Genomic DNA, 22,649 nt, shown 5'->3' on the forward strand with positions numbered 1-22,649 from the left:
CCCGCCCTCAACGCACCCGCACCCCCGGCAGCACGCACAGCATTTCGTAGACCAGGTTGGCGCCCAGCAGCGCGGTGTTGCCGGACGGGTCGTAGGGAGGGGACACCTCGACCAGGTCGGCACCCACGAGATCGAGGCCGCGCAGCCCGCGCACGATCTCCAGCGCCTGCGGCACCGTCAGCCCGCCGATTTCCGGCGTGCCGGTGCCGCCGGCATAGGCCGGGTCGATGCCGTCGATGTCGAAGCTCAGGTACACCGGCACCCCGTCGCCGATGGACTCGCGCACATGGGCCATCAGCGGCTGCAGCGAGCGCCACCACACCTCGTGCGCCGGGACGATGTTGAAGCCCTGGCTGCGCGGCCAGTCGAAGTCGTCCGCGGCATAGCCGGTGCCGCGCAGGCCGATCTGCCACACCTTCTCACCGCGCAGCAGCCCCTCCTCCAGCGCGCGCCTGAAGGGCGTGCCATGGGCGATGCGCTCGCCGAACATGGTGTCGTTCACGTCGGCGTGCGCATCCACGTGCACCAGCGCCACCGGGCCGTGGCGCTCGGCCACCGCGCGCAGGATGGGCAGCGCGATGGTGTGGTCGCCGCCGATGGTCAGCGGACGGCAGCCCGCGGCCAGCACACGCCGATAGAAGCCGGTGATGATCTCCAGCGACTTCTCCAGCGAGTAGGTGTTGACGGGCACGTCGCCCAGGTCGGCCACCTGCAGCGTGTCGAAGGGCGCGGCGCCGGTGGCCATGTTGTAGGGCCGCAGCAGCGCCGACTCGGCCCGCACCTGGCGCGGGCCGAAGCGCGCGCCGGGGCGGTGGCTGGTGCCGATGTCCAGCGGGATGCCGATGAAGGCCGCGTCCAGCCCCTCGGGCGAGTCCGCGGCCGGCAGCCGCATCATGGTGGCCAGGCCGCCGAAGCGCGGCATGGCGTTGCCGCTGAGCGGCTGGTTGAGGGCGGGACGGTCGTCGGAAGCGCTCATGGGAGTCGGAAAACAGCAAGTGAGCGCGCGGCGCAGCGTGGAGGGTCTCAGCGGCGGCGGCCGCGAATCCACTCCAGCGTCAGCATCAGCGCGGTGGTGAACAGGATCAACAGCGTTGCCACCGCGGCGATGGTCGGATTGATGTTCTCGCGGATGCCCGTGAACATCTGCCGCGGCAGCGTCGCCTGCTCCGGGCCGGCGATGAACAGCGTCACCACCACCTCGTCGAAGCTGGTGGCGAAGGCGAACAGCGCGCCGGAGATGACGCCCGGCGCGATCACCGGCAGCGTGACGCGGAAGAAAGTTTCAATCGGCCCCGCCCCCAGGCCCAGGCTGGCGCGCACCAGGTTGTGATTGAAACCCTGCAGCGTCGCCAGCACGGTGGTGAGCACGAAGGGCGCGCCCAGCGCCGCATGCGCCAGCACCAGGCCCAGGTACGTGTCGGCCAGGCCGATGCGCGCGAACACGAGGTAGGTGCCCACGCCGACCACGACGATGGGCACCACCATCGGCGCGATCAGCACGCTCATCAGCAAAGACTTGCCTCTGAACTGCACGCGCGACAGGCCCACGGCCGCGAGCGTGCCCAGCACCGTGGCCAGCAGCGTCGCCAGCGGGGCCACGATGAAACTGTTGCGCGCGGCACGGGCCCAGTCGTCGGAGGCCCACAGCTGCTCGTACCACTGCAGCGACCAGCCCGGCATCGGGTAGGCCAGGAAGGAGCTGGCCGAGAAGGACAGCGGCACGATGGCCAGGATCGGCAGCAGCAGGTACAGCAGCACGGCCACGCACAGCGCGCGCAGCGCCCACCAGCCCAGCTTGTCCAGCGGCGTGGCGTAGGCGGGGAACTCAGGCAGCAGTCGTCGCATGGCGCTCACCCCAGGCTCAGCTCGGCGCGCGCGAAGCGCCGGTACACGCCGTACAGCGCCAGCGTGCTGAACAGCAGCAGCGCGCCCAGCGCGGCGGCCATGCCCCAGTTCACGTCCACGTTGGTGTACTGCGCGATGTAGTAGGACAGCATCTGGTCGTCCGCCCCGCCCAGCAGCGCGGGCGTGACGTAGTAGCCGATGGAGAGGATGAACACCAGCAACGCCCCGGCGCCCACGCCGGCAAAGGTCTGCGGCACGTACACGCGCACGAAGGCCGCCAGCGGCGTGCTGCCCAGGGACACCGCCGCGCGCATGTAGCTGGGCGGCACGGACTTCATGACGCTGTAGAGCGGCAGGATCATGAAGGGCAGCAGGATGTGGGTCATGGCGATCACGACGCCGGCGCGGTTGAACAGCAGCGTCAGCGGCTCGGCGATCACGCCCAGCCCCAGCAATGCCTTGTTGACCAGGCCCTCGCGCTGCAGCAGCACGATCCACGCGGCCACGCGCACGAGGATGGAGGTCCAGAACGGCACCAGCACCAGGATCATCAGCACGTTGGCGCTGCGCGCCGGCAGCGTGGACAGCCAGTAGGCCAGCGGGTAGCCCAGCGCCAGGCACACCAGCGTCACCACGGCGCTGATCTGGAAGGTGCGCAGCAGGATGCGCCCGAACACGCGCTGCTCCTCGGGCATGGGCTCGACGGTGCCGGCGCCGTCGCGGCGCAGGTCCACCGCGGCCAGCAGGTAGTCGGGCGTCCAGCGCGAGGCGTTGCGGGCGATGGCCTGCCAGTACGGCAGCTCGGCCCAGCGCGCATCCAGGGCCAGCATCTTCTCGCGCACGGCTTCGGGCGGCGGCGCGCCGGCGCCGACATCGCGGCTGGCGCGGTAGGTCTTCATCACCAGCGAGCGGCCGCCGGGCACCTCGCTGTTGAGGCGCCGCGCCAGCGCGCCGGCATCGGCGCTGTCGGACATGGCGGCCAGGTCCGCCGCCACGGCGGCGAAGGCGGCGGGCGCGGGCTCGCTCCGGCGGTCCCAGCCGGAGAGCGCCTGCGCGGTGCGCGGCAGGGCCCGCGCCACCTCGGGGTTTTCCACCGCGCGCAGCAGCAGCGCGGCAATGGGCACGATGAACACCGCCACCAGGAAGCTCAGCAGCGGCAGCGCCAGCAGCAGCGACTGGCGCCGCCGTCGGCGCTCGACCCGCGCCTGCGCCGCCGCCAGCGACAGGGCCTGCGCCGCGGCCGTGTCGCCGCCGTATGAGGCCCCCGCCGGGGCCAGCTCCTGCATCGCGCTTGCGCCAGCCATGCCGCCTCCGCTCGACAGGGCCTTACTGCGCGGCCCAGGCCGCGAAGCGCTTCTCCAGCGCCTCGCCCTGGTCGGCCCAGAACTGGACGTCGAAGCGCAGCGCGTCCTTGGCGTTGGCCGGCGAGGTGGGCAGTTGCGCCAGCACCTTGGGGTCGAGCTTGGCCAGCGCCTTGTTGTTGGTCGGGCCGTAGGAGATGTTCCTCGCGTACTCGGCCTGCGCGTCCACGCTGGAGGCGAAGGCGATGTACTTCATGGCCAGCGCCTTGTTGGGCGTGCCCTTGGGAATGGCCCAGTAGTCCAGGTCGTAGATGCCGCCGCTCCAGCTGATCTTGAGCGGCTTGCCCTCGCGCTGCGCGGCGTCGATGCGGCCGTTGTAGGCGGTGCTCATCACCACGTCGCCGGCCACCAGGAACTGCGGCGGCTGCGCGCCGGCCTCCCACCACTGGATGTGCGGGCGCAGCTCCGTCATCTTCTTGAAGGCGCGGTCGGCGCCCGCGGGCGTGGCCAGCACCTTGTACACGTCGGCCGGCGCCACGCCGTCGGCCAGCAGCGCGAACTCCAGGTTGTAGCGCGCGCCCTTGCGCAGCGCGCGCTTGCCGGGCGTCTTCTTCACGTCCCAGAAATCGGCCCAGCTTTTGGGCGGGTTCTTGAGCTTGTCGCCGTCATAGGCCAGCACGGTGGACCACACGAAGATGCCCACGCCGCACTCGTGCACGGCCGCGGGCTGGAAGTCGGCCTTGTTGCCGACCTGGGCCCAGTCGATCTTCTCGAACAGGCCCTCGTCGCAGCCGCGGTTCACGTCCGGGCTCTCGACCTCGACCAGGTCCCAGGTCACCTTCCTGGCCTCGACCATGGCCTTCACCTTGGCCTGCTCGCCGTTGTACTCGACGGGCACGACCTTGACGCCGTTGCTCTTTTCGAAGGGCTCGGTGAAGGCCTTGCGCTGCGCCGCGCCGTTGGCGCCGCCGAAGTTGACGACGGTCAGGCTCTGCGCCAGCACCGGCAGCGCACCCAGCGCGAGCACGGCGGCGACGATGGTCTTGGTTTTCATGCGAATGTCTCCAGGATGTGAGGGGACCACGGGAACTCGAAAAGCCTGCGCGGGCGCGGGGAACGCGCCCGGCCTCGGGATCAGGCGTACAGGCGCAGGTGCTGCGGCGGCAGGCGCAGCCACAGCGGCTGCCCCGGCTGGGGATGCCACTCGATCGACAGCGGCAGCTTCACGGTGGCCTCGCTCTGGCCCGGGAGCTCGCAGCGCAGGCGCAGGTGATCGCCGAAATACAGCACGTCGCGCACGCTGGCCTGCAGCACGTTGGGCAGGCCCACGGCGGTGGCCGCCTGCGGCAGCGCCTCGATGCGCTCGGGCCGGATGCAGGCGGTCAGCGGCTGGCCCGCGGGCACGCCGTTGACGTCCACGCCCACCAGGCGCCGCCCATCGGCCAGGACCAGCTCGCGCCGGCCCGTGGCGTCGACCGCGCCGGCAGTGCCCTGCAGCACGGTGCTGTCGCCGATGAAGCCGGCCACGAAGCGGTTCACCGGCTCCTCGTACAGGCGCTCCACGGCGTCGATCATCTGGATCTCGCCGTCGTTGAACACGGCCACGCGGTCGCTCATGGTCAGCGCCTCGCCCTGGTCGTGCGTGACGTAGACGAAGGTCACGCCCAGGCGCTGGTGCAGCGCCTTGAGCTCGATCTGCATGTGCTCGCGCAACTGCTTGTCCAGCGCGCCCAGCGGCTCGTCCATCAGCACCAGCTGCGGGTCGAACACCAGCGCGCGCGCCAGCGCCACGCGCTGCTGCTGGCCGCCGGAGAGCTGCGCGGGGTAGCGCTCGTCCTTGCCGCCGAGCTGCACCATGGCCAGCGCCTGCTTGACGCGGCGCGCGATCTCATCGCGCGGCACGCGCCGCACGGTGAGCGGATACGCCACGTTGGCGGCCACCGTCATGTGCGGGAACAGCGCGTAGTTCTGGAACACCATGCCGAAGTTGCGCTTGTGCGGCGGGGTGCGCGTGATGGGCCGGCCATCGAGCAATATCTCGCCGGCGGTGGGGCTTTCGAAGCCGGCGAGCATCATCAGCGTGGTGGTCTTGCCCGAGCCCGAGGGGCCCAGCAGCGTGAGGAATTCGCCGCGGCGGATGTGCAGGTCCAGCGAGCGCACGACCAGCGTCCGGCCGTCGTAGCTCTTCTGCACCCCGCTGAAGCTCACCTGCGCATCGGCGCTGCGCGACAGCGGGGATTCGGCGACGGCGGCCAGTGCGGGGCGTTCAGCAACGACGGTACTCACTCGGTTTCTCCATCCGTGGATGCGGCGGGCCAGCCGGGGTGCCGGCCCAGGGCCTGCCGCAGCGCGGGACCGTCCTGGTCCAGCCGTGGCGGCGCGCGCCGGGCCGCCGCGCGCTCGCCATCGAGCAGCACCGGCGCGGCCACCAGCGGCACGCGGCCCGCGGGGCCTCGGGCATCGCTGCCATCGCCACCGCACTGGCGGTGCACAAGCATGCCCCGTGCCATGACCTGCGGGGACTGGAACACCTGGTCGATGCTGCGCAATGGTGCGCAGGGCACACCGGCCGCATCCAGGCGTGCACACCACGCCCCGGTTTCGTGCTCAACCATCCAGGCCGCGACCACCGGCACCAGCTCGGCCCGATGCGCCACGCGCGCCGCGTTGGTGGCAAAGCGCGCGTCGCTCGCGACCTCGGGGTGATGGGCCACCTCGCACAGCTTGGCGAACTGCGCGTCGTTGCCCACCGCCAGCACGATGTGCCCGTCGGCCGTGGCAAAGACCTGGTACGGCACGATGTTGGGATGGGCATTGCCCATGCGCCTGGGCACCATGCCGCCCACCAGGTGGTTGCTGGCCTGGTTGGCCAGCATGGCCACCTGCACGTCCAGCAGCGCGGTGTCGATGTGGCAGCCCTGCCCGGTGCGCTCGCGGCCCTGCAGCGCGGCCAGGATGGCCGTGGTGGCGTACACGCCGGTCATCAGGTCCACCACCGCCACGCCCACCTTCTGCGGCTGCGTGCCGGGCGTGCCCTCGGCCTCGCCGGTGATGCTCATGAGGCCGCCCGCGGCCTGGATGGCGAAGTCGTAGCCCGCGCGCGCGGCGTCCGGCCCGCTCTGTCCGTAGCCGGTGATGGAGCAGTACACCAGGCGCGGGTTGAGCTCGCGCAGTGTGGGCGCGTCCAGCCCGTAGCGCGCGAGCTGGCCAACCTTGTAGTTCTCGATGAGCACGTCGGCCTCGGCGGCCAGCGTGCGCACCAGCGCCGCGCCTTCGGGGCTGGCGATGTCGATGGCAATGGAGCGCTTGCCGCGGTTGGCGCAGAGGTAATAGGCCGACATGCGCTGCGCCGCCTCGCCCCACCACGGCGGGCCCCAGGCGCGCGTGTCGTCGCCGCTGCCCGGGCGCTCCACCTTGATGACGTCGGCGCCGTAGTCGGCCAGCAGCTGCCCGGCCCAGGGGCCGGCCAGCACGCGGGAGAGGTCCAGCACCCGTACTCCGGCCAGCGGGCTCACGGGCGTGCTCCTTCGTGGCAAGCCATGGCCGCGCCTCAGGCCGAGAAAGCCTGCAGCCCGGTGATGGCCCGGCCCAGGATCAGCGCGTGCACGTCGTGCGTGCCCTCGTAGGTGTTGACCACCTCCAGGTTCACCAGGTGGCGGGCGATGCCGTACTCGTCGCTGATGCCGTTGCCGCCGAGCATGTCGCGCGCCACGCGGGCGATGTCCAGCGCCTTGCCGCAGCTGTTGCGCTTCATGATCGAGGTCAGCTCCACCGGCGCGGTGCCCTCGTCCTTCATGCGGCCCAGGCGCAGGCAGCCCTGCAGGCCCAGCGAGATCTCGGTGAGCATGTCGGCCAGCTTCTTCTGGATCAGCTGGTTGGCCGCGAGCGGGCGGCCGAACTGGCGGCGGTCCAGCACGTACTGCCGCGCCCGCGCATAGCAGTCCTCCGCCGCGCCCAGCGCGCCCCAGGCGATGCCGTAGCGCGCGCTGTTGAGGCAGGTGAAGGGGCCCTTGAGGCCGCGCACTTCCGGGAAAGCGTTTTCGGTGGGCACGAACACGCGGTCCATCACGATCTGGCCGGTGATGGAGGCGCGCAGGCCTACCTTGCCGTGCAGCACCGGGGCGCTCAGGCCCTGCATGCCCTTTTCCAGCACGAAGCCGCGGATCGCGCCCTCGTCGTCCTTGGCCCAGACCACGAACACGTCGGCAATGGGGCTGTTGGTGATCCAGGTCTTGGAGCCGGTGAGCTCGAAGCCGCCGGGCACCTTGCGCGCACGCGTGGCCATGCTGCCGGGGTCGGAGCCATGGTCGGGCTCGGTCAGCCCGAAGCAGCCGATCCACTCGCCGCGCGCGAGCCTGGGCAGGTATTTCTGCTTCTGCTCCTCGGTGCCGAACTCGTGGATGGGCAGCATCACCAGCGAGCTCTGCACGCTCATCATCGAGCGGAAGCCCGAGTCCACGCGCTCGACCTCGCGCGCGATCAGGCCGTAGCAGACGTAGTTCAGGCCGGCGCCGCCGTAGGCCTCGGGGATGGTGGCGCCCAGCAGGCCCAGCTCGCCCATCTCGCGGAAGACCTCGGGGTCGGTCTGCTCATGGCGGAAGGCCTGCAGCACGCGCGGCGCCAGGCGGCCCTGGCAGTAGTCGCGTGCGGCGTCGCTCACGGCGCGCTCGTCGGCCGTGAGCTGCTGCTCCAGCTGCAAGGCGTCGTCCCAGGCGAAAACGGGTTTGTTGGATCGGGTGCTCATCGGGTGTCTCCTGAAGTTCAAGCCGCGGCGTCGAAGCTTGCATCCATGATGGACAGCCCCTCGCGCAGCAGTGCATCCGGGGCGGTGAGCGGGACCAGGATGCGCAGCACGTTGCCGTAGGTGCCGCAGGACAGCAGGATCAGCCCGCGCCGCTGCGCCTCCGTCACCACGCGGCGCGTGAGCTCGGCGTCGGGCCGGCCCTGCGCGTCGGCCAGCTCCACGGCCACCATCGCGCCCAGGCCGCGCACCTCCACGATCTGCGGCCGGCGCGCGGCGATGGCGCGCAGGCCCTCGGTGAGCAGCGCGCCGACCTCGCGGCTGCGCTGCAGCAGCTGGTCGCGCTCGAAGACGTCCAGCACCGCCAGCGCCGCGGCGCAGCCCAGCGGCGAGCCGGCGTAGGTGCCGCCCAGGCCGCCGGGCGCGGGCGCGTCCATCACCTCGGCACGGCCGACCACGGCCGCCAGCGGGAAGCCGCCGGCCAGCGACTTGGCCAGGGTGATGAGGTCCGGCGCCACGCCCGAGTGCTCGATGGCGAAGAAGGTGCCGGTGCGGCCGGCGCCGGTCTGCACCTCGTCGGCGATGAGCAGGATGCCGTGCGCGTCGCACAGCGCGCGCAGCCGCTGCAGCAGCTCCGGCGGCGCCACGTTGAAGCCGCCCTCGCCCTGCACCGGCTCGATGATGATGGCCGCCACGCGCTCGGCCTCGACGTCGTTCTTGAACAGCGCCTCCACCGAGGCGATGGCGTCGTCCACCGTCACGCCCTGGCGCGCGTTCGGGAAGCGGGCGTGGAAGATCTCGCTCGGGAAGGGGCCGAAGCCGGTCTTGTAGGGCGCGACCTTGCCGGTGAGGCCCAGCGTCAGCAGCGTGCGGCCGTGGTAGCCGCTGCCGAAGGCGATCACGGCCGAGCGCTTGGTGTAGGCGCGGGCGATCTTGACGGCGTTCTCCACCGCTTCCGCGCCGGTGGTCAGCAGCAGCGTCTTCTTGGCGAAGGCGCCGGGCGCCATGGCGTTGAGCTTCTCGGCCAGCGCCACGTAGGGCTCGTAGGCCACGACCTGGAAGCAGGTGTGGGTGTAGCGCTCCAGCTGCGCCTGCACGGCGGCGACCACGTCCGGATGCCGGTGGCCGGTGTTGAGCACGGCGATGCCGCCGGCGAAGTCGATGTAGCGCCTGCCTTCGACGTCCCAGATCTCGGCGTTCTCGCCGCGCTCGATGAAGACGGGGTGCACCTGGCCCACGCCACGCGGCACCGCCGACTCGCGGCGCGCCATCAGCGCGGCATTGGTGGTGGCGGGGGAGTTGGCGGCATCGGGCATGGCTTGCTTCAGGTCAGACGTTGAGGAGTGGCTCACTCTAGGAGCCTGAGGCGGCCACTACCATGTACAGCTTCGGCCGGCCTGTACTGGCCGCCGTACCGCTACACCGCCGCCCGCCCGACCTGTTCAGCTTTCGCGATGCTCGACCTGCAGCCCCGTTCGTCCGTACCCCTCGTCACGCAGATCGTGGAGGGCTTCCGGCGGCTGGCCGAGACGGGCAAGCTGCGCCCGGGCACCAAGGTGCCCTCGGTGCGGCAGTTCGCCGCCGCGCACGAGGTGAGCGTGTTCACGGTGGTGGAGGCCTACGACCGGCTGGTGGCGCAGGGCTGGCTGGTGTCGCGCCCGCACCAGGGCTTCTTCGTGCGCCAGCGCCTGCCGCAGGCCGCGGCCGACGCCGCCGAGCGCCCCGGCTCGGGCTTCGACTCGATGTGGTACCTGCGCAAGATCTTCGAGAACCGCGAGCTGCGCCTGAAGCCGGGCTGCGGCTGGCTGCCGGGCGACTGGCTGTTCGAGGACGGCATGCGCCGCGCGCTGCGCCAGCTCGCCACCGAGCCCATCGACATCACCGGCTACGGCCATCCCAAGGGCTACACCGAGCTGCGCCGGTTGCTGAGCGCGCAACTGGCCGAGCAGGAGATCACCGCGCCAGCGGAGCAGCTGCTGCTGACGCAGGGCTCCAGCCAGGCGCTGGACCTGGCGGCGCGGCGCCTGGTGCGCCCGGGCGACGCGGTGCTGGTGGACCAGCCCGGCTACGCCAACCTGCTGTTCATGCTGCGGCTGCAGGGCGCGCGGCTGGTGGGCGTGCCGCGCACCCCCAACGGCTGGGACCTGGCCGCCCTGCCCGCGCTGATCCAGGAGCACCGCCCGCGCGTGTTCTTCACCCAGCCGCGGCTGCAGAGCCCCACCGGCTCGATCGCGCCGCTGTCGCAGCTGCACCGGCTGCTGCAGCTGGCCGAGCAGCACGACATCACGCTGGTGGAGAACGACATCTACGCCGAGCTGGACCCGGAGCCGCGCGCCTCGCTGGCGAGCCTCGACCAGCTGCAGCGCGTGGTGCACATCGGCAGCTTCTCCAAGACCATCTCGCCCAACCTGCGCGTGGGCTGGCTGGCGGCGCATCCAGACCTGATCGAGGACCTGGGCCAGCTCAAGATGGTGGCCGGGCTGACCTCCTCGGAGCTCAACGAGCGGCTGGTGCACATCGCGCTGACCGACTCGCGCTGGCGCCGCCATCTCAAGGGCCTGCGCGAGCGCCTGATGCAGGCGCAGCAGCGCGTGGCGGCGCGGCTGGCGGACATCGGCTTCGAGCTCTTTGCCGAGCCCGGCTGCGGGCTGTACCTGTGGGCGCGGCACCCGGACGTGGCCGACAGCGGCGAGCTGTCCAACCGGGCCGCGGCCGAGGGGATCATGCTCGGCCCCGGGCACCTGTTCATGACCGAGCTGGCCCCCAGCCCCTGGCTGCGCTTCAACGTGGCGCACTGCGACGACGAGCGGCTGTTCTCGTTCTTGGAGGCGCAGCGGCGGGGGATTTGAGCGGCCATGAAAAATGCCCGCTTGCGCGGGCATGGCATTTGGGCCTTTCAGCCCAGCAACCTTAACGCCTCACGGCGCCAGCAGGTCGCCCACCCAGGGCAGCAGCGGCTTGCCGCGCGGCAGCGTGATGACGGTGCCTTCGCGGCGGTTGTCGGCGCCGCCGTAGTAGCGGCCCGTGCGCGGGTCCACGCCCACGGCCTGCACCGAGCCGATCTCGGTGACGCCCACGGTGTAGCCCAGGCCCTTGAGCGCGTCGACGGTCGCCTGCGGCATGCCCGCTTCCAGCGACACCGTGGAGCCGGCGCTGGTCACCGACAGGCGCGGCGCGTCGATGGCCTGCTGCAGCCCCATGCGGTGGTCAACCAGGTTGAGCGTGACGTTGAGCACCGAGTTGATGATGGTCGAGCCGCCCGGCGAGCCGTAGGCCAGCAGCGGCCGGCCGTCGGGCGTGAACATCATCACCGGCGTCATGCTGCTGCGCGGGCGCTTGTTGGGCTGCACGTCGTTGTAGCCGGCCGTGCCGGTATAGGGGTTGGTGGTGGGCAGCAGGTTGAAGTCGGTGAGCTCGTTGTTGAGCAGGAAGCCGTGGTTGCGGAAGGAACCGTCGGGCTTGCGGTAGCCGGCGAACACGCCGATGCCGTGGGAGGACTCGATGGTGTTGGTGTAGGACACCAGGTTGCCCCAGCGGTCGATCACCGAGAAGTGCGTGGTGGTCTCGCCCGGGCCGTTGACCGGCGCGGCCACGGCCAGCGGCTTGGTGGCCTTGACGCCCGCGTTCTGGTAGGGGCGCGGGTCGCCGGCCATCGGGTCAGGGCTCAGCCGCACGGTGGGCAGGATGGGCGCGCCGCGCAGGCCGACGTAGCTGGGGTGCAGCAGCCCTCTGGACGGCACGGGCACGAAGTCGGCGTCGCCCATCCACACCGCGCGGTCGGCGAAGGCGATGCGCATGGCGCTGGCCATCACGTTGGCGGTCTTGGGCGTGGCGAAGCCGTAGCCCTTGCTTTCGTCGCCCAGCGGGAAACGCTCCAGCATGTCCAGCATCTGAAGCACGGTGAGCCCGCCCGAGGACGGCGGCGGCATGGCCTTGATGAGGTAGCCGCGGTAGCGCCCTTCCACCGGCGTGCGCAGCGCGGGCCGGTAGTTCTGCAGGTCGGCGTAGCTCATGCTGCCGCCGCGGCCGAACTTCTGGCCTTCGACGATGCCCTTGGCGATGTCGCAGCCCTTGGTGGGCAGGTAGACGTAGAAGCAATCCGCGCCATGCGCGGCGATGAGGCGCAGCGTATCGGCCAGGGGCCTGTTCTTGATCAGCGTGCCCACCGGCGGCGCCGAGCCGTTGGGGCAGAAGAAGGCCGCGGCCTCGGGCGAGTTCTGGGAGCGGTTGTTGCAGCTCGCGGCCGAGTAGCGCGGCGTGGCCTTGAAGCCCTTGTCGGCGAGCTTGATGGCGGGCTTGAGCACCTGCGACAGCTTCATGTTGCCGAACTGCTCCAGCGCCAGCGCCGTGCCGCGCACCATGCCCGGCACCCCCACGGCCACGCCCTGCAGCGACGGATTGGGCACGCCCGCGAACATCGAGGGCGTGGCGCCGGCCGGGGCCTTCTCGCGCGAGTCGATGTAGAAGGTGCGGCCCGAAGCGGCGTGGTGGATCATCATGAAGCCGCCGCCGCCGATGCCCGCCGACTGCGGCTCCACCACGTTGAGCGCGTAAGCGATGGCCACGGCCGCGTCGATGGCGTTGCCGCCCTTTTCCAGCACCTGCGCGCCGGCCTCGGCACCGTAGGGATTGCTCACCGCCACCACGGCCTGCTGATGCCGCGGCGCGCCCGGGATCGGCGGCAGCTTGCCGAGCGACACGGCGGCCTCGACCGACACGCCGGTGGCGGCCTGTGCCGCGATGGCGATGCCGCCGCAGGCCAGCAGCGCCGCCCGGCACAGGCGCGAGGGTCGCAGGGACACAAGTTGCAAAGCGGGCATGGATGGGCTCCTCGTGGGACGGACAGTGATGAAGGCGCGGGCGCTCGCCATGGCGCGCCCGAGCGGTTCACTGTGCCCAGCGTCAAGCACCACTTCAACGGGGCCGCCTACGCCCAGATGCGGGCGGACGAATCGGCGGGCTGTTGTTAGTAAATGATTCCGCGACCGTCCAGGCACCGTGCCCGCGCGGCAGTCGCCGGCGGCCCCGGGCTCAGTCCTGCACCGCTGAAGTTGCGGGCGAAACAGTTGCCTCCTGCCCTGGCGGCAGCAGCGAGGCCGCTTCCTGCAGCCCGCGCATCAGCCCGGCGGCGCTGGGCTTGTCCACGAACACGCACTGCTTGCCGGTGCGCTTGCAATGGTCCTTCACGCGCCAGTAGGCGCCGTGGCTGATGCAGCCGGTCTGGCAGATCACGAGGTCCGCCGCCGCCAGGCTGGACTCCAGCTGCGCAGGGCTGTCCTCCTCGCCGCCGTCGTGATGCAGGAACTGCCCGCCGGTGCGCTCCACCAGCTGCCGGTACACCGGCACGCTGCCCGAGCGCCCGCCCACGCACAGCACCGCCTTGTCGCGCAGCCGCGGCGGCAGGGGCAATGCGGTCACCACCGACGCCGCGGGCGCCTCGGCGGCCTCGGGCGATACCGGGCCCGGCGTGCCGGCGCCACGCGCTTGCGGCTCGGTCGCCCGCGGCGTGCGCAGCGCCTCGGCCAGCCGGCGCTCCAGGCTGTCGATGCGGGCCTGCTGGCGCGTGATCTGCTCGGCCTGGGCCCGGCGCGCGGGCAGGTCGGGCATGCCCGCACGCAACTCCTCGACCTCGGCGCGCAGGCTCTGCAGCGCCGTGTCGCGCGCGATCAGTGCCGCGCGCAGCCGCACCAGCTCGGCGGCCTGCTGTTCGATGCAGGCCGTGCGCTGCGCCAGCGCCTGGGTGCTGCGCTGCTGCGCCGCGGCCAGCTCGCGCACCAGCACGCCATGCTCGCGCGCCAGCTCCGCGAAGCGGGCGCGGTCCACGCGCTCGGCCGCGCCGACCTGGTGCTGCAGCATGTGGATGTCGCGCAGCACCCGCTCCTCCAGCACGGCGTCGCAGCGGGCATGCGTGAGCGCGGCCCAGAACGCGGCGGGCACGGCCTCGCCGTCCTGCAGCTGGCGCTGCCACCACTGCGCCAGCTCCGGCGTGCTCTTGCAGCGCGCGGCCGCGGCCAGCGTGGGCGCGAAGCGCTCGTCGAGCTCGCGCTGCAGCCGCTCGGCCAGCGCCGTGCGGCTCTTGGACTCGGTGATGGCGGCGCAATGCAGCTCGTAGTCGTCCTGGGGCAGCGGCGCATCGACCACCTTCTGCGCCACGCGGCGCAGCAGCGGCAGCGGCACGCACACGCCGATCACCGGGCAGTAGGCCGTGGGCGCGAGATCCCACAGGCGGCGCCGGCGCGAGCCGCGCACGAGGCTCACGGCCGCGGCGGCAGCCTGCGCATGCCGGCAGGGCGGCTGGCCGAGGCGTTCTTCAGCACACATGGCCGCCTCCCCTCAATGCCAGGCCGCGGTGGCGGCCGGCGCCGCAGGCAGCGACGGTGCCGGCAGGCGCTGCCGCGCCGACTGCGCCAGGCCCGCGAGGTCCTCGAAAGCCTCAACCGTGAGCCGCAGCGTCAGCGGGCCCACCTGCAAGTGCACCTGGCGGCAGTGCTCGCACCACAGCACCTGCCCCACCGCGCCTTGCGCCAGCGGGCGGGGCGCGCAGGCGCCGGCGCGGTCCGGATCGTCATGTCCCAAGTCGTTCTCCATCCATCGCCCAAGGCGTCGATGCAGCCACTTTATTGCGAACCATTCTCATTTGCAACCGGAGCACTGCCGGGCGCTCGGGACGGTGCAGGCGATGGCTTGGCCGCGGCACGGCCAGCAACCTTTGACGGCCATGGCCGTCATACCGGTTGCGCCGGCATCTTCATGCTGGTTGGGAGCGGAAATATTTCCGATGCCTTCTTGCCGGCTCCCTTTCACCTTGGCATGCCGGCAATTTCCTATACCAGCTTGGCAGCGTGATTTGCCACGCCAATGACATTCCCGACTGCCGAGTCACGGCAAAACCGCACCCGAATGCGACTCAAATTTTCCAGGGTGTTCCATACACCCGTTCGAGAGATTCACAAAGATGGCTTATCAGCATTGCATGGGTTACAAGTTACTTGACGTGTAGTTACAAAAAGCCCTTATTTCACCGCCGTTCATGTCCATAGACCATCCATTGCAAGCCAGTTGACACAACTCAACTCCAAGACGTTTCAACGCTGAATTCGGCGCCGAGCCTGTCGTTCATGATTTAAGTTACAAATATTCAGTTACCTAAGACACTAAGGCACACATTCACATTCCTAACAGCCTTTTACAATCTGTCGAAACAGAGGCGTACCGCTTGAACAACGCATCTGCCGCGGTCAAACCCGACGGATGGGAATTTCACCAACGCGCCTCTGGTTTTGCCTGGATGTTTGCCATGGCGCCTCGTGAATTCCAGTACCGGCCCTGAGGGGGGCTGCTCTTAAATATTGCTGGAATAAAAGATCATGAATTTCCAATTCAAACTGCGCCCGGCGCTGGCCGCCGTGTCCTCGGTGGTGGTGCTGCTGGCGGCTTGCGGCGGCGGTGGGGAAGCGACGCAGGACCAGGCTTCGGCCAGCGGCGCGACGGCGGCCGCGGCCGAGCTGGCGCGGCCGATGGCGCTCATGCCCGGCGATACGCGCGTGAAGTGGAATCCGGGCCATTACATCCAGCTCAACGCCGGCGCCACCGACTCCCTGGTGAGCTACACCTTCAAGGAGATCGCCGCGCTGCCCAACGTGCGCGGCGTGCAGACGCGCTACATGTGGCGCGACCTGGAGCCCACCAAGGACGGCTACGACTTCAGCGAGATCGACAAGGAAGTGGCCATGGCCCAGGCCGTGGGCAAGCGGCTGTTCATCATGGTCGGCACCAAGGCCTTCAAGGCCGGCGGACGCGCCCTGCCCGACTACATGCACACGGCCGAGTACGGCGGCGGCGTGTTCCGCATCCTCATCGACGGCAAGGACACCCTGGGCACCGAGGACACCACCGGCGAGAACATGGCCATGTACGAGCCCAGCGTGCGCGACCGCATGATCGCGCTCGTCACAGCCCTGGGCCAGCGCTACAACGGCCACAACGCCTTCGAGGGCATCGCCTTCAACGAGACCGCGCTGGGCCAGGCCGTGGTGCCGCTGACCAGCGCGCAGAAGCAGGCCTTCTTCGACAACCTGGCCCAGGTCGACACCGCCACGCGGCGCGCCTTCCCCAACACCGTGGTGATGCAGTTCATCAACTTCCCGCGCGTGTACATGCCCGGGCTGGTGAACAACGCGCTGAACTCCGGCGTGGCGCTGGGCGGGCCCGACACCTTCCTCAACGACAGCGAGCTGGAGCTCTCGGCCTATCCGCACTACGACACCGCCGCCGGCAAGGTGCCGCTGGGCCCGTCGGTGCAGGCCGAGAACTACGTGACCACCTACCAGAACGGCCCCTACGCACCGCCGCCGGTGACGGACCTCTACGCCTTCGCCAAGAACCGGCTGCACGCCAACTACATCTTCTGGGCCAAGAACTCGGTCGCGCCGCTGTACGCCTACAACAACGTGCTCAACATGTTCAAGTCGGCCAGCTTCCCCAAGGACGCCGCGGGCGGCCTGGCCACGACCTGCCCGGCCACCTTCGTGTCCTGCGTGTCCAAGCTCTGAGCACCGGGCGCACCAGACACGCATTCAGCGGGCCCAAGGGCCCGCTTTTTTGGGCTCAACCGGCCCGCAGCAGCGCCTCCACCACGCGGCGCAGTCCTTCGGGCAGCGGCACCGGCCGGCGCGTGGCGCGGTCCACGTAGACATGCACGAAGTGGCCCTGTGCCGCGGCCTCGTCGTCGTCGTTGCGGAACAGACCAACCTCGTAGCGCACGCTGGAGTTGCCCACATGCGCCACGCGCAGCCCGGCGCGCACGCGCTCCGGGAAGGCAATAGGAGCGAAGTACTGGCAGCCCGTTTCCACCACCAGCCCCACGGTCGGGCTCGCGGCGATGTCGAGCGCGCCCTGCTCGATGAGATGGCCGTTCACCGCCGTGTCGAACCAGCTGTAGTAGACGACGTTGTTGACGTGGCCATAGACGTCGTTGTCCATCCAGCGCGTGCTGATGTCGCTGAAGGCGCGGTAGTCGGCGCGGCGGTGGCGGTCGTTGCGGGCCATGCGGTCGGGTCTCCCGGGTGAAATTGATCAGGCGCGCTCGATGGCCATGGCGATGCCCTGGCCCACGCCGATGCACATGGTGGCGATGGCGCGGCGCCCGCCGCTGCGCTCCAGCTGCCGCAGTGCGGTCAGCGCCAGCCGCGCGCCCGAGGCGCCCAGCGGATGGCCCAGCGCGATGGCGCCGCCGTTGGGATTGACCTGCGCCGCGTCGTCGGGCAGCCCCAGCTGGCGCAGCACCGCCAGGCCCTGAGCCGCGAAGGCCTCGTTGAGCTCGATCACATCCACCTCGGCCAGCGACCAGCCCACGCGCGCCAGCAGCTTCTGCGTCGCCGGCGCCGGGCCGATGCCCATGATGCGGGGCGGCACACCCGCTACGGCCATGCCCACGACCCGGCCGCGCGGCTTGAGGCCGTAGCGCTCCAGCGCCGCGTCCGAGGCCAGCAGCAGTGCGCAGGCGCCGTCGTTGACGCCGGAGGCGTTGCCCGCGGTGACCGAGCCGTCCGGCCGCACCACGCCTTTGAGTTTGCCGAGCTGTTCCAGCGTGGTCTCGGGGCGCGGATGCTCGTCCTGGCTGACGGTGATGGGCTCGCCCTTGGCGCGCGGGATCGTCACCGGGACGATCTCGCCGTCGAAGAAGCCCGCTTCCCGCGCCGCCTGGCAGCGCTGCTGCGAGCGCCAGGCAAACGCGTCCTGGTCCGCGCGGGCGATGCCGAACTCGCTGGCCACGTTCTCGGCGGTCTCGGGCATGGAGTCGATGCCGTGGGCCGCCTTCATCTTCGGGTTCACGAAGCGCCAGCCGATGGTGGTGTCCTCGATCTTGCCGGTGCGCGCGAAGGCGCTCTCGGCCTTGCCCATGACGAAGGGCGCTCGCGTCATGCTCTCCACGCCGCCGGCCAGGATCAGGTCCGCCTCGCCGGTGCGCAGGCTGCGCGCACCCTGGCCGATGGCGTCCAGCCCCGAGCCGCACAGCCGATTCAGGGTGACGCCGGGCACGTCCACCGGCAGCCCGGCCAGCAGCGCCGCCATGCGCGCGACGTTGCGGTTGTCCTCGCCGGCCTGGTTGGCGCAGCCGTAGAGCACGTCGTCCACCGCGGCCCAGTCCAGGCCCGGATGCCGCTCCATCAGCGCGCGCAGCGGCACGGCGCCCAGGTCATCGGCGCGCACCTGCGCCAGCGCGCCGCCGTAGCGGCCGAAAGGCGTGCGCACGCCGTCCACGATCCAGGCTTGGGAAGTCTTCATGGGGAGGTCTCCTGGGGCGCCGCGATGCCGGCTGCCGCCGTGTTGTAGGGGTCTGGTGGAAGAGGACGGCCGCCCGGGACCGCAGGCCGCGCCACGCGGACGCTGCCTTGCCCCGATTTACCGACCGGTCGGTTGATAGTAAGGTGCCGCCGCGCTGTGACGCAAGTCAAGCAGCGTCCGAGAAAACCCGGGCCGCAGGCTCATTGGCCCTGCGCTGCCCCTGACAAGGAGACAACACATGCCCTGCTACAGCCTGGAAGGCGTGATTCCGGTGGTGCACCCCAGCGCCTACGTGCACCCCACGGCCGTGCTGATCGGCGACGTGATCGTGGGCCCCGACTGCTACGTGGGCCCGGCGGCGTGCCTGCGCGGCGACTTTGGCCGCATCGTGCTCAAGGCCGGCGCCAACGTGCAGGACACCTGCGTGATCCACGGTTTCCCCGACCAGGACACGGTGGTGGAGGAGAACGGTCACATCGGCCATGGCGCCGTGCTGCACAGCTGCGTGGTGCGCCGCGACGCGCTGGTGGGCATGAACGCGGTGGTGATGGACGAGGCCGAGGTGGGCGAAAAGGCCATCGTCGCCGCCTGTGCCTTCGTGCCCGCCGGCGTGAAGGTGCCGCCGCGCACGCTCATGGCCGGCGTGCCGGCCAAGGCGCTGCGCGAGCTCAGCGACGCCGAAATCGAGTGGAAGCTGGAGGGGACGCGGGTGTACCAGGACCTGACGAAGCGCAGCCTGGCGTCGATGGTGGAGGTGCAGCCGCTGGCGGCATTGGATGCGGATCGGCCGCAATTGAAGGCGCCGCATGTGAAGCCGTTGGTGGCGGTGAAGAGGGCCTAGGCGCCGCCCTTGCCCGGCCCGCCCATGCCCCCCCACTACCTCCTCGCCACCGCCGGCTCCCACGGCGACATGCACCCGTTCATGAGCCTGGCGCAGGTGCTTCAGGGCATGGGCAGGGAGGTGCGGCTGATGGGTCCGGCCTTCCATGACGACCTGGTGCGCCCGACCGGCATTCCCTTCATCGGCATGGGCAGCGACGAGGACGTGCTGCGCGTCCTCGCCAACCCGGACGTCTGGCATCCGCGCAAGGGGCTGCGGGTGCTGTTCCAAAACTACCGCGAGCGCATCCTCAGCTCGCTGCCGGCGGTGATGGCGATCCGGCCGGCCGCGCCGCTGGTGGTCATCAGCCATCCGCTGGCGCTGCCCACCTTCGCCATCGCCCGGGAGAAAGGCTGGCCGGCGCGGCTCGTGGCCGCCTACCTGGCACCCTCCAACCTGCGCACCGTGCACGACCCGCTGGTCATCGGCCATGTGCCCATTGCGCGCTGGGTGCCGCTGCCGGCGCGCCGGGCGCTGTGGGCGCTGCTGGACCGCACTGCCATTGACCCGCTCATCGGCGCCGAGGTCAACGCCGCGCGCGCCGTGCTGGGCCTGCCGCAGGTGGGCCGCTACGTGGCCCACCTGCAGGAGGCGCCGGAGCTGTCGGTGACGCTGTTTCCCGCCTGGTTCGCGCCGCCGCAACCGGACTGGCCCCGGCCGCTGCTCATGGGCGAGTTCCCGCTCTACGACGCCACGGCCGGCGCGCCCTGGCCGGCCGAGCTGGCGGCCTTCATGGCCGCGGGCCCGGCGCCGCTGGTGGTCACGCCCGGCACCGGCAACGCGCACGCGGCGCACTTGTTCAAGGCCGCCGCCGAGGCCGCGCAGCGGCTCCGGTTGCGCGCGGTGTTCCTGACCCGGCACCGGGAGCAGGTGCCTGCACGGTTGCCCGGCACGATCCTCTGGCAGCCCTACGTGCCGCTGGCCATGCTGCTGCCGCACACCGCCGCCCTCGTCCACCACGGCGGCATCGGCACCACGGCCGAGGCGCTGCGCGCCGGCGTGCCGCAGCTGGTGACGCCCTTCGCCTGGGACCAGTTCGACAACGCCGCCCGGGTCGAGGCGCTGGGTATGGGCGTCACCCTGCCGGCGGCGCGGGTGAACACGCGCCGCCTGACGGCCGCGTTGCGTCCGCTGTGCGCCGCCGAGGCGGTGACGGCCCGTGGCCGGCAGGTGGCGGCGCGGTTTGCCCAGGCGCGCGGCCCCGAGGCCTTGTGCCGGGACATCGAAGCCGCGCTGGGTCTTGCCGCTTAGAGCACCGCCGCGCCGAAGCGCTGGTGCCGGTTCTTGCTCGCTTGATGCTGGCCGCCCCCCCGCGCCGGCGCTCACGGCCCCTGAGGCCGATGGGCCCGACCACGGCCCGCAGCACGCGCGTGATGGTGTCGAGGCAGACCCGCATGCCGTCGATACCCAGGGCTCAGCGGCAGTGCTGCTCCAGCATGCGCCGCAGCTGCCCCAGCCCGAAGGGCTTGACCAGCACGTCGTCCATGCCGGCGTCCAGGCAGCGCTGGCGGTCCTCGGGCAGCGCGCTGGCGGTCAGCGCCACGATGGGCCGCCGCGGCCAGCCCCGCGCCGCCTCCTGCGCCCGGATCTGGCGCGTGGCGGCCAGGCCGTCCACCTCGGGCATGTGCATGTCCATCAGCACCAGGTCGGGCCGTGCCGCCGCGTAGGCCTGCACGGCCTGCGCCCCGTCGGCGGCCTGCCGCACCTCCACGCCCAGGGCCCGCAGCACCGCGCAAGCCAGCTCCATGTTGACCTCGTTGTCCTCGGCCACCAGCACGCGGCGCCCGGCCAGGCTGGCAGCCGGCGCCGGGGCCGGTTTGGCGCTGGGCACGGGAGCGGGTGCGGGCGCCGCCGGGGCCGGCGGCAGCTCCAGCACGAACCAGAAGGTCGAGCCCTTGCCCGGTGCGCTGTCCACGCCCAGCTCGCTGCCGTGCAGCCGCAGCAGGCTGCGCACGATGGCCAGCCCCAGGCCGCTGCCGCCGAAGCGCCGCGTGGTGGAGCTGTCGGCCTGCATGAAGGGCTCGAAGATGCGCCGGCACTCGGCCTCGCTCAGCCCGATGCCGGTGTCGCGCACGGCCACGCGCCAGCGCCCGCCCCCCAGCGGCGTGAGCTGCAGTGCCACGCTGCCCGAAGGCGTGAACTTCACGGCGTTGGCCAGCAGGTTGTTGAGGATCTGGCTCAGCCGCAGCGGGTCGCCCAGCAGCCGCGCCTGCGCGGTGCCGTCCTCCAGCGCCAGGCGCAGCGCCAGCCCCTTGGCGCGGGCCTGGGTCTGGAACAGCGCCACGCTGTCGCGCGCGAGCTGCACCAGCTCGAAGGGCACGCGCTCGAGCTCCAGGCGGCCGGCCTCGATGCGCGAGAAGTCCAGCACGTCATCGATCACGCCCAGCAGCAGCTCGCCCGAGCGCTGGATGACCTCGGCCCGCTGGCGCTGCGGCGGCGGCAACGGCTCCTCCAGCAGCTGCTGCGCCATGCCCAGCATGCCGTGCAGCGGTGTGCGGATCTCGTGGCTCATGTTGGCCAAAAACTGCGACTTGACGCGGCTGGCCGCCTCGGCGGCCTTGCGCGCCGCTTCAAGCTGCTGCAGTGCCAGGCGCCGGCGCCGCAGCAGGCGGTGAATCCACAGCGCCAGCCCCGCGATCAGCAGGTCCGTGGCCAGCACGCCGGCCCCCACGGCGCGGGCCATGCGCGTCCAGCCGCGCAGCATGAAGTCCTCCGTGGCGGTGATGCTCACCGCCAGCGGGAAGTCGCTCACGGCATGCGCGGCCGCCAGGCGCGGCTGCGTGTCGCTGGCATTGATGACGCGCGGCGCGCTGGTGTGCACCGTCGCGCCCGAGCGGCCCTGGGCCAGGGCTTCGCTCAGCGCCTGCATCAAGGGCGCGGCACGGTAGGAGCGGCCCAGCGCCTCGGCGCGTTCGGGGTAGCGCACCAGCAGCGTGCCGTCACGGCGCAGCAGCAGGATCGCGCTGTCGCTCTCGCTGAGGCTGATGGACCTGTAGAACCGCTCGAAGTAGCCCAGCTCGATGCCGGCCACGGCCAGCGCCACCATGCCGCCCGAAGGCGCGCGCAGCTTGCGCGAGACGTAGAAGGTCCAGCGCCCGGAAACCCGGTTGCGCGCCGGCGCCGAGACGAAGAGCTCCAGCGAAGGGTCGGCCACATGGGCCTGCACGTAGTCCCGGTCGGCCAGGTTCAATTCCGGCGGCGGGAAGGTGCGGCTGCCGTTGACGGGCTGGCCCTGCGGCGTCACCAGGGCGATGCCGTCGATCACCGCCACCTCGGCCACGCGCTCGCGCAGCATGTCGTGCACGGCCCGCGTGCCCAGCGTCTCGGACGGCGGGCGCTCGCCGTCGAGCTGCTCCCGCTCGATGCGGTCCACCGCGCGGCTGAGCACGAAGTCCACCGTGCGGATGGTCTGCGCCGCGTGCTCGGCTGCCGTGGCGGCGAAGTTGCCCAGGTACAGCCGCCAGGTGTCCAGGCTCTCCTGGCGGCCGCGCCACAGCATCAGCGCCGCCGCGGCGGTGAGCAGCAGGATCACCAGCGCCCCGCCCGCCAGCACCCGGCGCTCCCAGGCGGGCGGGAGGGCGGCGCTGGCACCGCG

At 71.2% G+C, this 22,649-nt stretch carries 18 protein-coding genes; 4 read left to right on the forward strand and 14 right to left on the reverse strand.

Annotation, left to right across the window (positions count from 1 at the left end):
- Positions 1–7 precede the first annotated feature (7 nt).
- From speB to gabT, 8 genes are all read right to left on the reverse strand, one after another.
- Positions 8–976 carry an agmatinase gene (gene speB, locus HHL10_RS16750; protein ID WP_169161538.1) on the reverse strand — a complete coding sequence of 323 codons (969 nt, stop codon included), beginning with the start codon at positions 974–976 and terminating at the stop codon, positions 8–10.
- Between the two features lie 47 nt (positions 977–1,023).
- A complete protein-coding gene (locus HHL10_RS16755) occupies positions 1,024–1,845 on the reverse strand; it encodes an ABC transporter permease (RefSeq protein ID WP_169161539.1) in 822 nt (273 codons plus the stop codon).
- Positions 1,846–1,850: 5 nt separating this feature from the next.
- On the reverse strand, positions 1,851–3,131 hold the full coding sequence (locus HHL10_RS16760) for an ABC transporter permease (RefSeq protein ID WP_169161569.1): 1,281 nt from the start codon (positions 3,129–3,131) through the stop codon (positions 1,851–1,853).
- A gap of 40 nt (positions 3,132–3,171) precedes the next feature.
- A complete protein-coding gene (locus HHL10_RS16765) occupies positions 3,172–4,200 on the reverse strand; it encodes an ABC transporter substrate-binding protein (protein WP_169161540.1) in 1,029 nt (342 codons plus the stop codon).
- A gap of 80 nt (positions 4,201–4,280) precedes the next feature.
- Entirely contained in the window at positions 4,281–5,354 is a 1,074-nt protein-coding gene (locus tag HHL10_RS16770) for an ABC transporter ATP-binding protein (RefSeq protein ID WP_169161570.1), read from the reverse strand.
- 74 nt (positions 5,355–5,428) lie between these two features.
- A complete protein-coding gene (locus HHL10_RS16775) occupies positions 5,429–6,661 on the reverse strand; it encodes a CaiB/BaiF CoA transferase family protein (RefSeq protein ID WP_169161541.1) in 1,233 nt (410 codons plus the stop codon).
- A gap of 35 nt (positions 6,662–6,696) precedes the next feature.
- Positions 6,697–7,890, reverse strand: a complete 1,194-nt coding sequence (locus HHL10_RS16780) for an acyl-CoA dehydrogenase (protein WP_169161542.1) — start codon at positions 7,888–7,890, stop codon at positions 6,697–6,699.
- Positions 7,891–7,907: 17 nt separating this feature from the next.
- Complete coding sequence (gabT, locus tag HHL10_RS16785; protein ID WP_169161543.1) at positions 7,908–9,203, reverse strand: 4-aminobutyrate--2-oxoglutarate transaminase; 1,296 nt, start codon at positions 9,201–9,203, stop codon at positions 7,908–7,910.
- A 138-nt stretch (positions 9,204–9,341) separates the two neighbouring features.
- Here gabT and HHL10_RS16790 point away from each other — a divergent pair, with 138 nt between their 5' ends.
- Positions 9,342–10,736 carry an aminotransferase-like domain-containing protein gene (locus HHL10_RS16790; protein ID WP_169161544.1) on the forward strand — a complete coding sequence of 465 codons (1,395 nt, stop codon included), beginning with the start codon at positions 9,342–9,344 and terminating at the stop codon, positions 10,734–10,736.
- Between the two features lie 69 nt (positions 10,737–10,805).
- Here the strand turns inward: HHL10_RS16790 and ggt are convergent, their stop codons facing one another.
- From ggt to HHL10_RS16805, 3 genes are all read right to left on the reverse strand, one after another.
- Complete coding sequence (gene ggt, locus HHL10_RS16795) at positions 10,806–12,707, reverse strand: gamma-glutamyltransferase (protein WP_169161545.1); 1,902 nt, start codon at positions 12,705–12,707, stop codon at positions 10,806–10,808.
- A gap of 211 nt (positions 12,708–12,918) precedes the next feature.
- Positions 12,919–14,208 (reverse strand): DUF2325 domain-containing protein, encoded by a 1,290-nt coding sequence (locus HHL10_RS16800; protein ID WP_169161546.1) that lies wholly within the window; start codon positions 14,206–14,208, stop codon positions 12,919–12,921.
- 12 nt (positions 14,209–14,220) lie between these two features.
- Positions 14,221–14,463, reverse strand: a complete 243-nt coding sequence (locus tag HHL10_RS16805; protein WP_169161547.1) for a hypothetical protein — start codon at positions 14,461–14,463, stop codon at positions 14,221–14,223.
- Between the two features lie 791 nt (positions 14,464–15,254).
- Between HHL10_RS16805 and HHL10_RS16810 the strand changes: the two genes are divergently transcribed.
- Complete coding sequence (locus HHL10_RS16810; RefSeq protein WP_169161548.1) at positions 15,255–16,439, forward strand: hypothetical protein; 1,185 nt, start codon at positions 15,255–15,257, stop codon at positions 16,437–16,439.
- 55 nt (positions 16,440–16,494) lie between these two features.
- Here the strand turns inward: HHL10_RS16810 and HHL10_RS16815 are convergent, their stop codons facing one another.
- Together HHL10_RS16815 and pcaF are read right to left on the reverse strand one after the other, a co-directional pair.
- Entirely contained in the window at positions 16,495–16,935 is a 441-nt protein-coding gene (locus tag HHL10_RS16815) for an acyl-CoA thioesterase (RefSeq protein ID WP_169161549.1), read from the reverse strand.
- A 27-nt stretch (positions 16,936–16,962) separates the two neighbouring features.
- The gene (gene pcaF / locus HHL10_RS16820) at positions 16,963–18,174 is read right to left on the reverse strand and encodes a 3-oxoadipyl-CoA thiolase (RefSeq protein WP_169161550.1); all 1,212 of its coding nucleotides are present in this window, start codon (positions 18,172–18,174) and stop codon (positions 16,963–16,965) included.
- Positions 18,175–18,412: 238 nt separating this feature from the next.
- Here pcaF and HHL10_RS16825 point away from each other — a divergent pair, with 238 nt between their 5' ends.
- Together HHL10_RS16825 and HHL10_RS16830 are read left to right on the forward strand one after the other, a co-directional pair.
- Complete coding sequence (locus HHL10_RS16825) at positions 18,413–19,015, forward strand: phenylacetic acid degradation protein PaaY (RefSeq protein ID WP_169161551.1); 603 nt, start codon at positions 18,413–18,415, stop codon at positions 19,013–19,015.
- Positions 19,016–19,039: 24 nt separating this feature from the next.
- Positions 19,040–20,305 (forward strand): glycosyltransferase, encoded by a 1,266-nt coding sequence (locus tag HHL10_RS16830; protein ID WP_169161552.1) that lies wholly within the window; start codon positions 19,040–19,042, stop codon positions 20,303–20,305.
- Between the two features lie 163 nt (positions 20,306–20,468).
- Here the strand turns inward: HHL10_RS16830 and HHL10_RS16835 are convergent, their stop codons facing one another.
- Positions 20,469–22,607, reverse strand: a complete 2,139-nt coding sequence (locus HHL10_RS16835) for a hybrid sensor histidine kinase/response regulator (protein ID WP_205833076.1) — start codon at positions 22,605–22,607, stop codon at positions 20,469–20,471.
- Positions 22,608–22,649 lie beyond the last annotated feature (42 nt).

This window comes from Azohydromonas caseinilytica (assembly GCF_012927045.1).
Classification (GTDB): Bacteria; Pseudomonadota; Gammaproteobacteria; order Burkholderiales; family Burkholderiaceae_C; genus Azohydromonas; species Azohydromonas caseinilytica.

Bases quoted from the DNA above. Each gene is read 5' to 3' on its own strand.
- speB (WP_169161538.1), bottom strand. From the start codon at position 976: ATGAGCGCTTCCGACGACCGTCCCGCCCTCAACCAGCCGCTCAGCGGC.
- HHL10_RS16825 (WP_169161551.1), top strand. From the start codon at position 18,413: ATGCCCTGCTACAGCCTGGAAGGCGTGATTCCGGTGGTGCACCCCAGC.
- HHL10_RS16800 (WP_169161546.1), bottom strand. From the start codon at position 14,208: ATGTGTGCTGAAGAACGCCTCGGCCAGCCGCCCTGCCGGCATGCGCAG.
- ggt (WP_169161545.1), bottom strand. From the start codon at position 12,707: ATGCCCGCTTTGCAACTTGTGTCCCTGCGACCCTCGCGCCTGTGCCGG.
- HHL10_RS16765 (WP_169161540.1), bottom strand. From the start codon at position 4,200: ATGAAAACCAAGACCATCGTCGCCGCCGTGCTCGCGCTGGGTGCGCTG.
- gabT (WP_169161543.1), bottom strand. From the start codon at position 9,203: ATGCCCGATGCCGCCAACTCCCCCGCCACCACCAATGCCGCGCTGATG.
- HHL10_RS16810 (WP_169161548.1), top strand. From the start codon at position 15,255: ATGAATTTCCAATTCAAACTGCGCCCGGCGCTGGCCGCCGTGTCCTCG.
- HHL10_RS16790 (WP_169161544.1), top strand. From the start codon at position 9,342: ATGCTCGACCTGCAGCCCCGTTCGTCCGTACCCCTCGTCACGCAGATC.
- HHL10_RS16815 (WP_169161549.1), bottom strand. From the start codon at position 16,935: ATGGCCCGCAACGACCGCCACCGCCGCGCCGACTACCGCGCCTTCAGC.
- HHL10_RS16760 (WP_169161569.1), bottom strand. From the start codon at position 3,131: ATGCAGGAGCTGGCCCCGGCGGGGGCCTCATACGGCGGCGACACGGCC.
- pcaF (WP_169161550.1), bottom strand. From the start codon at position 18,174: ATGAAGACTTCCCAAGCCTGGATCGTGGACGGCGTGCGCACGCCTTTC.
- HHL10_RS16830 (WP_169161552.1), top strand. From the start codon at position 19,040: ATGCCCCCCCACTACCTCCTCGCCACCGCCGGCTCCCACGGCGACATG.
- HHL10_RS16755 (WP_169161539.1), bottom strand. From the start codon at position 1,845: ATGCGACGACTGCTGCCTGAGTTCCCCGCCTACGCCACGCCGCTGGAC.
- HHL10_RS16780 (WP_169161542.1), bottom strand. From the start codon at position 7,890: ATGAGCACCCGATCCAACAAACCCGTTTTCGCCTGGGACGACGCCTTG.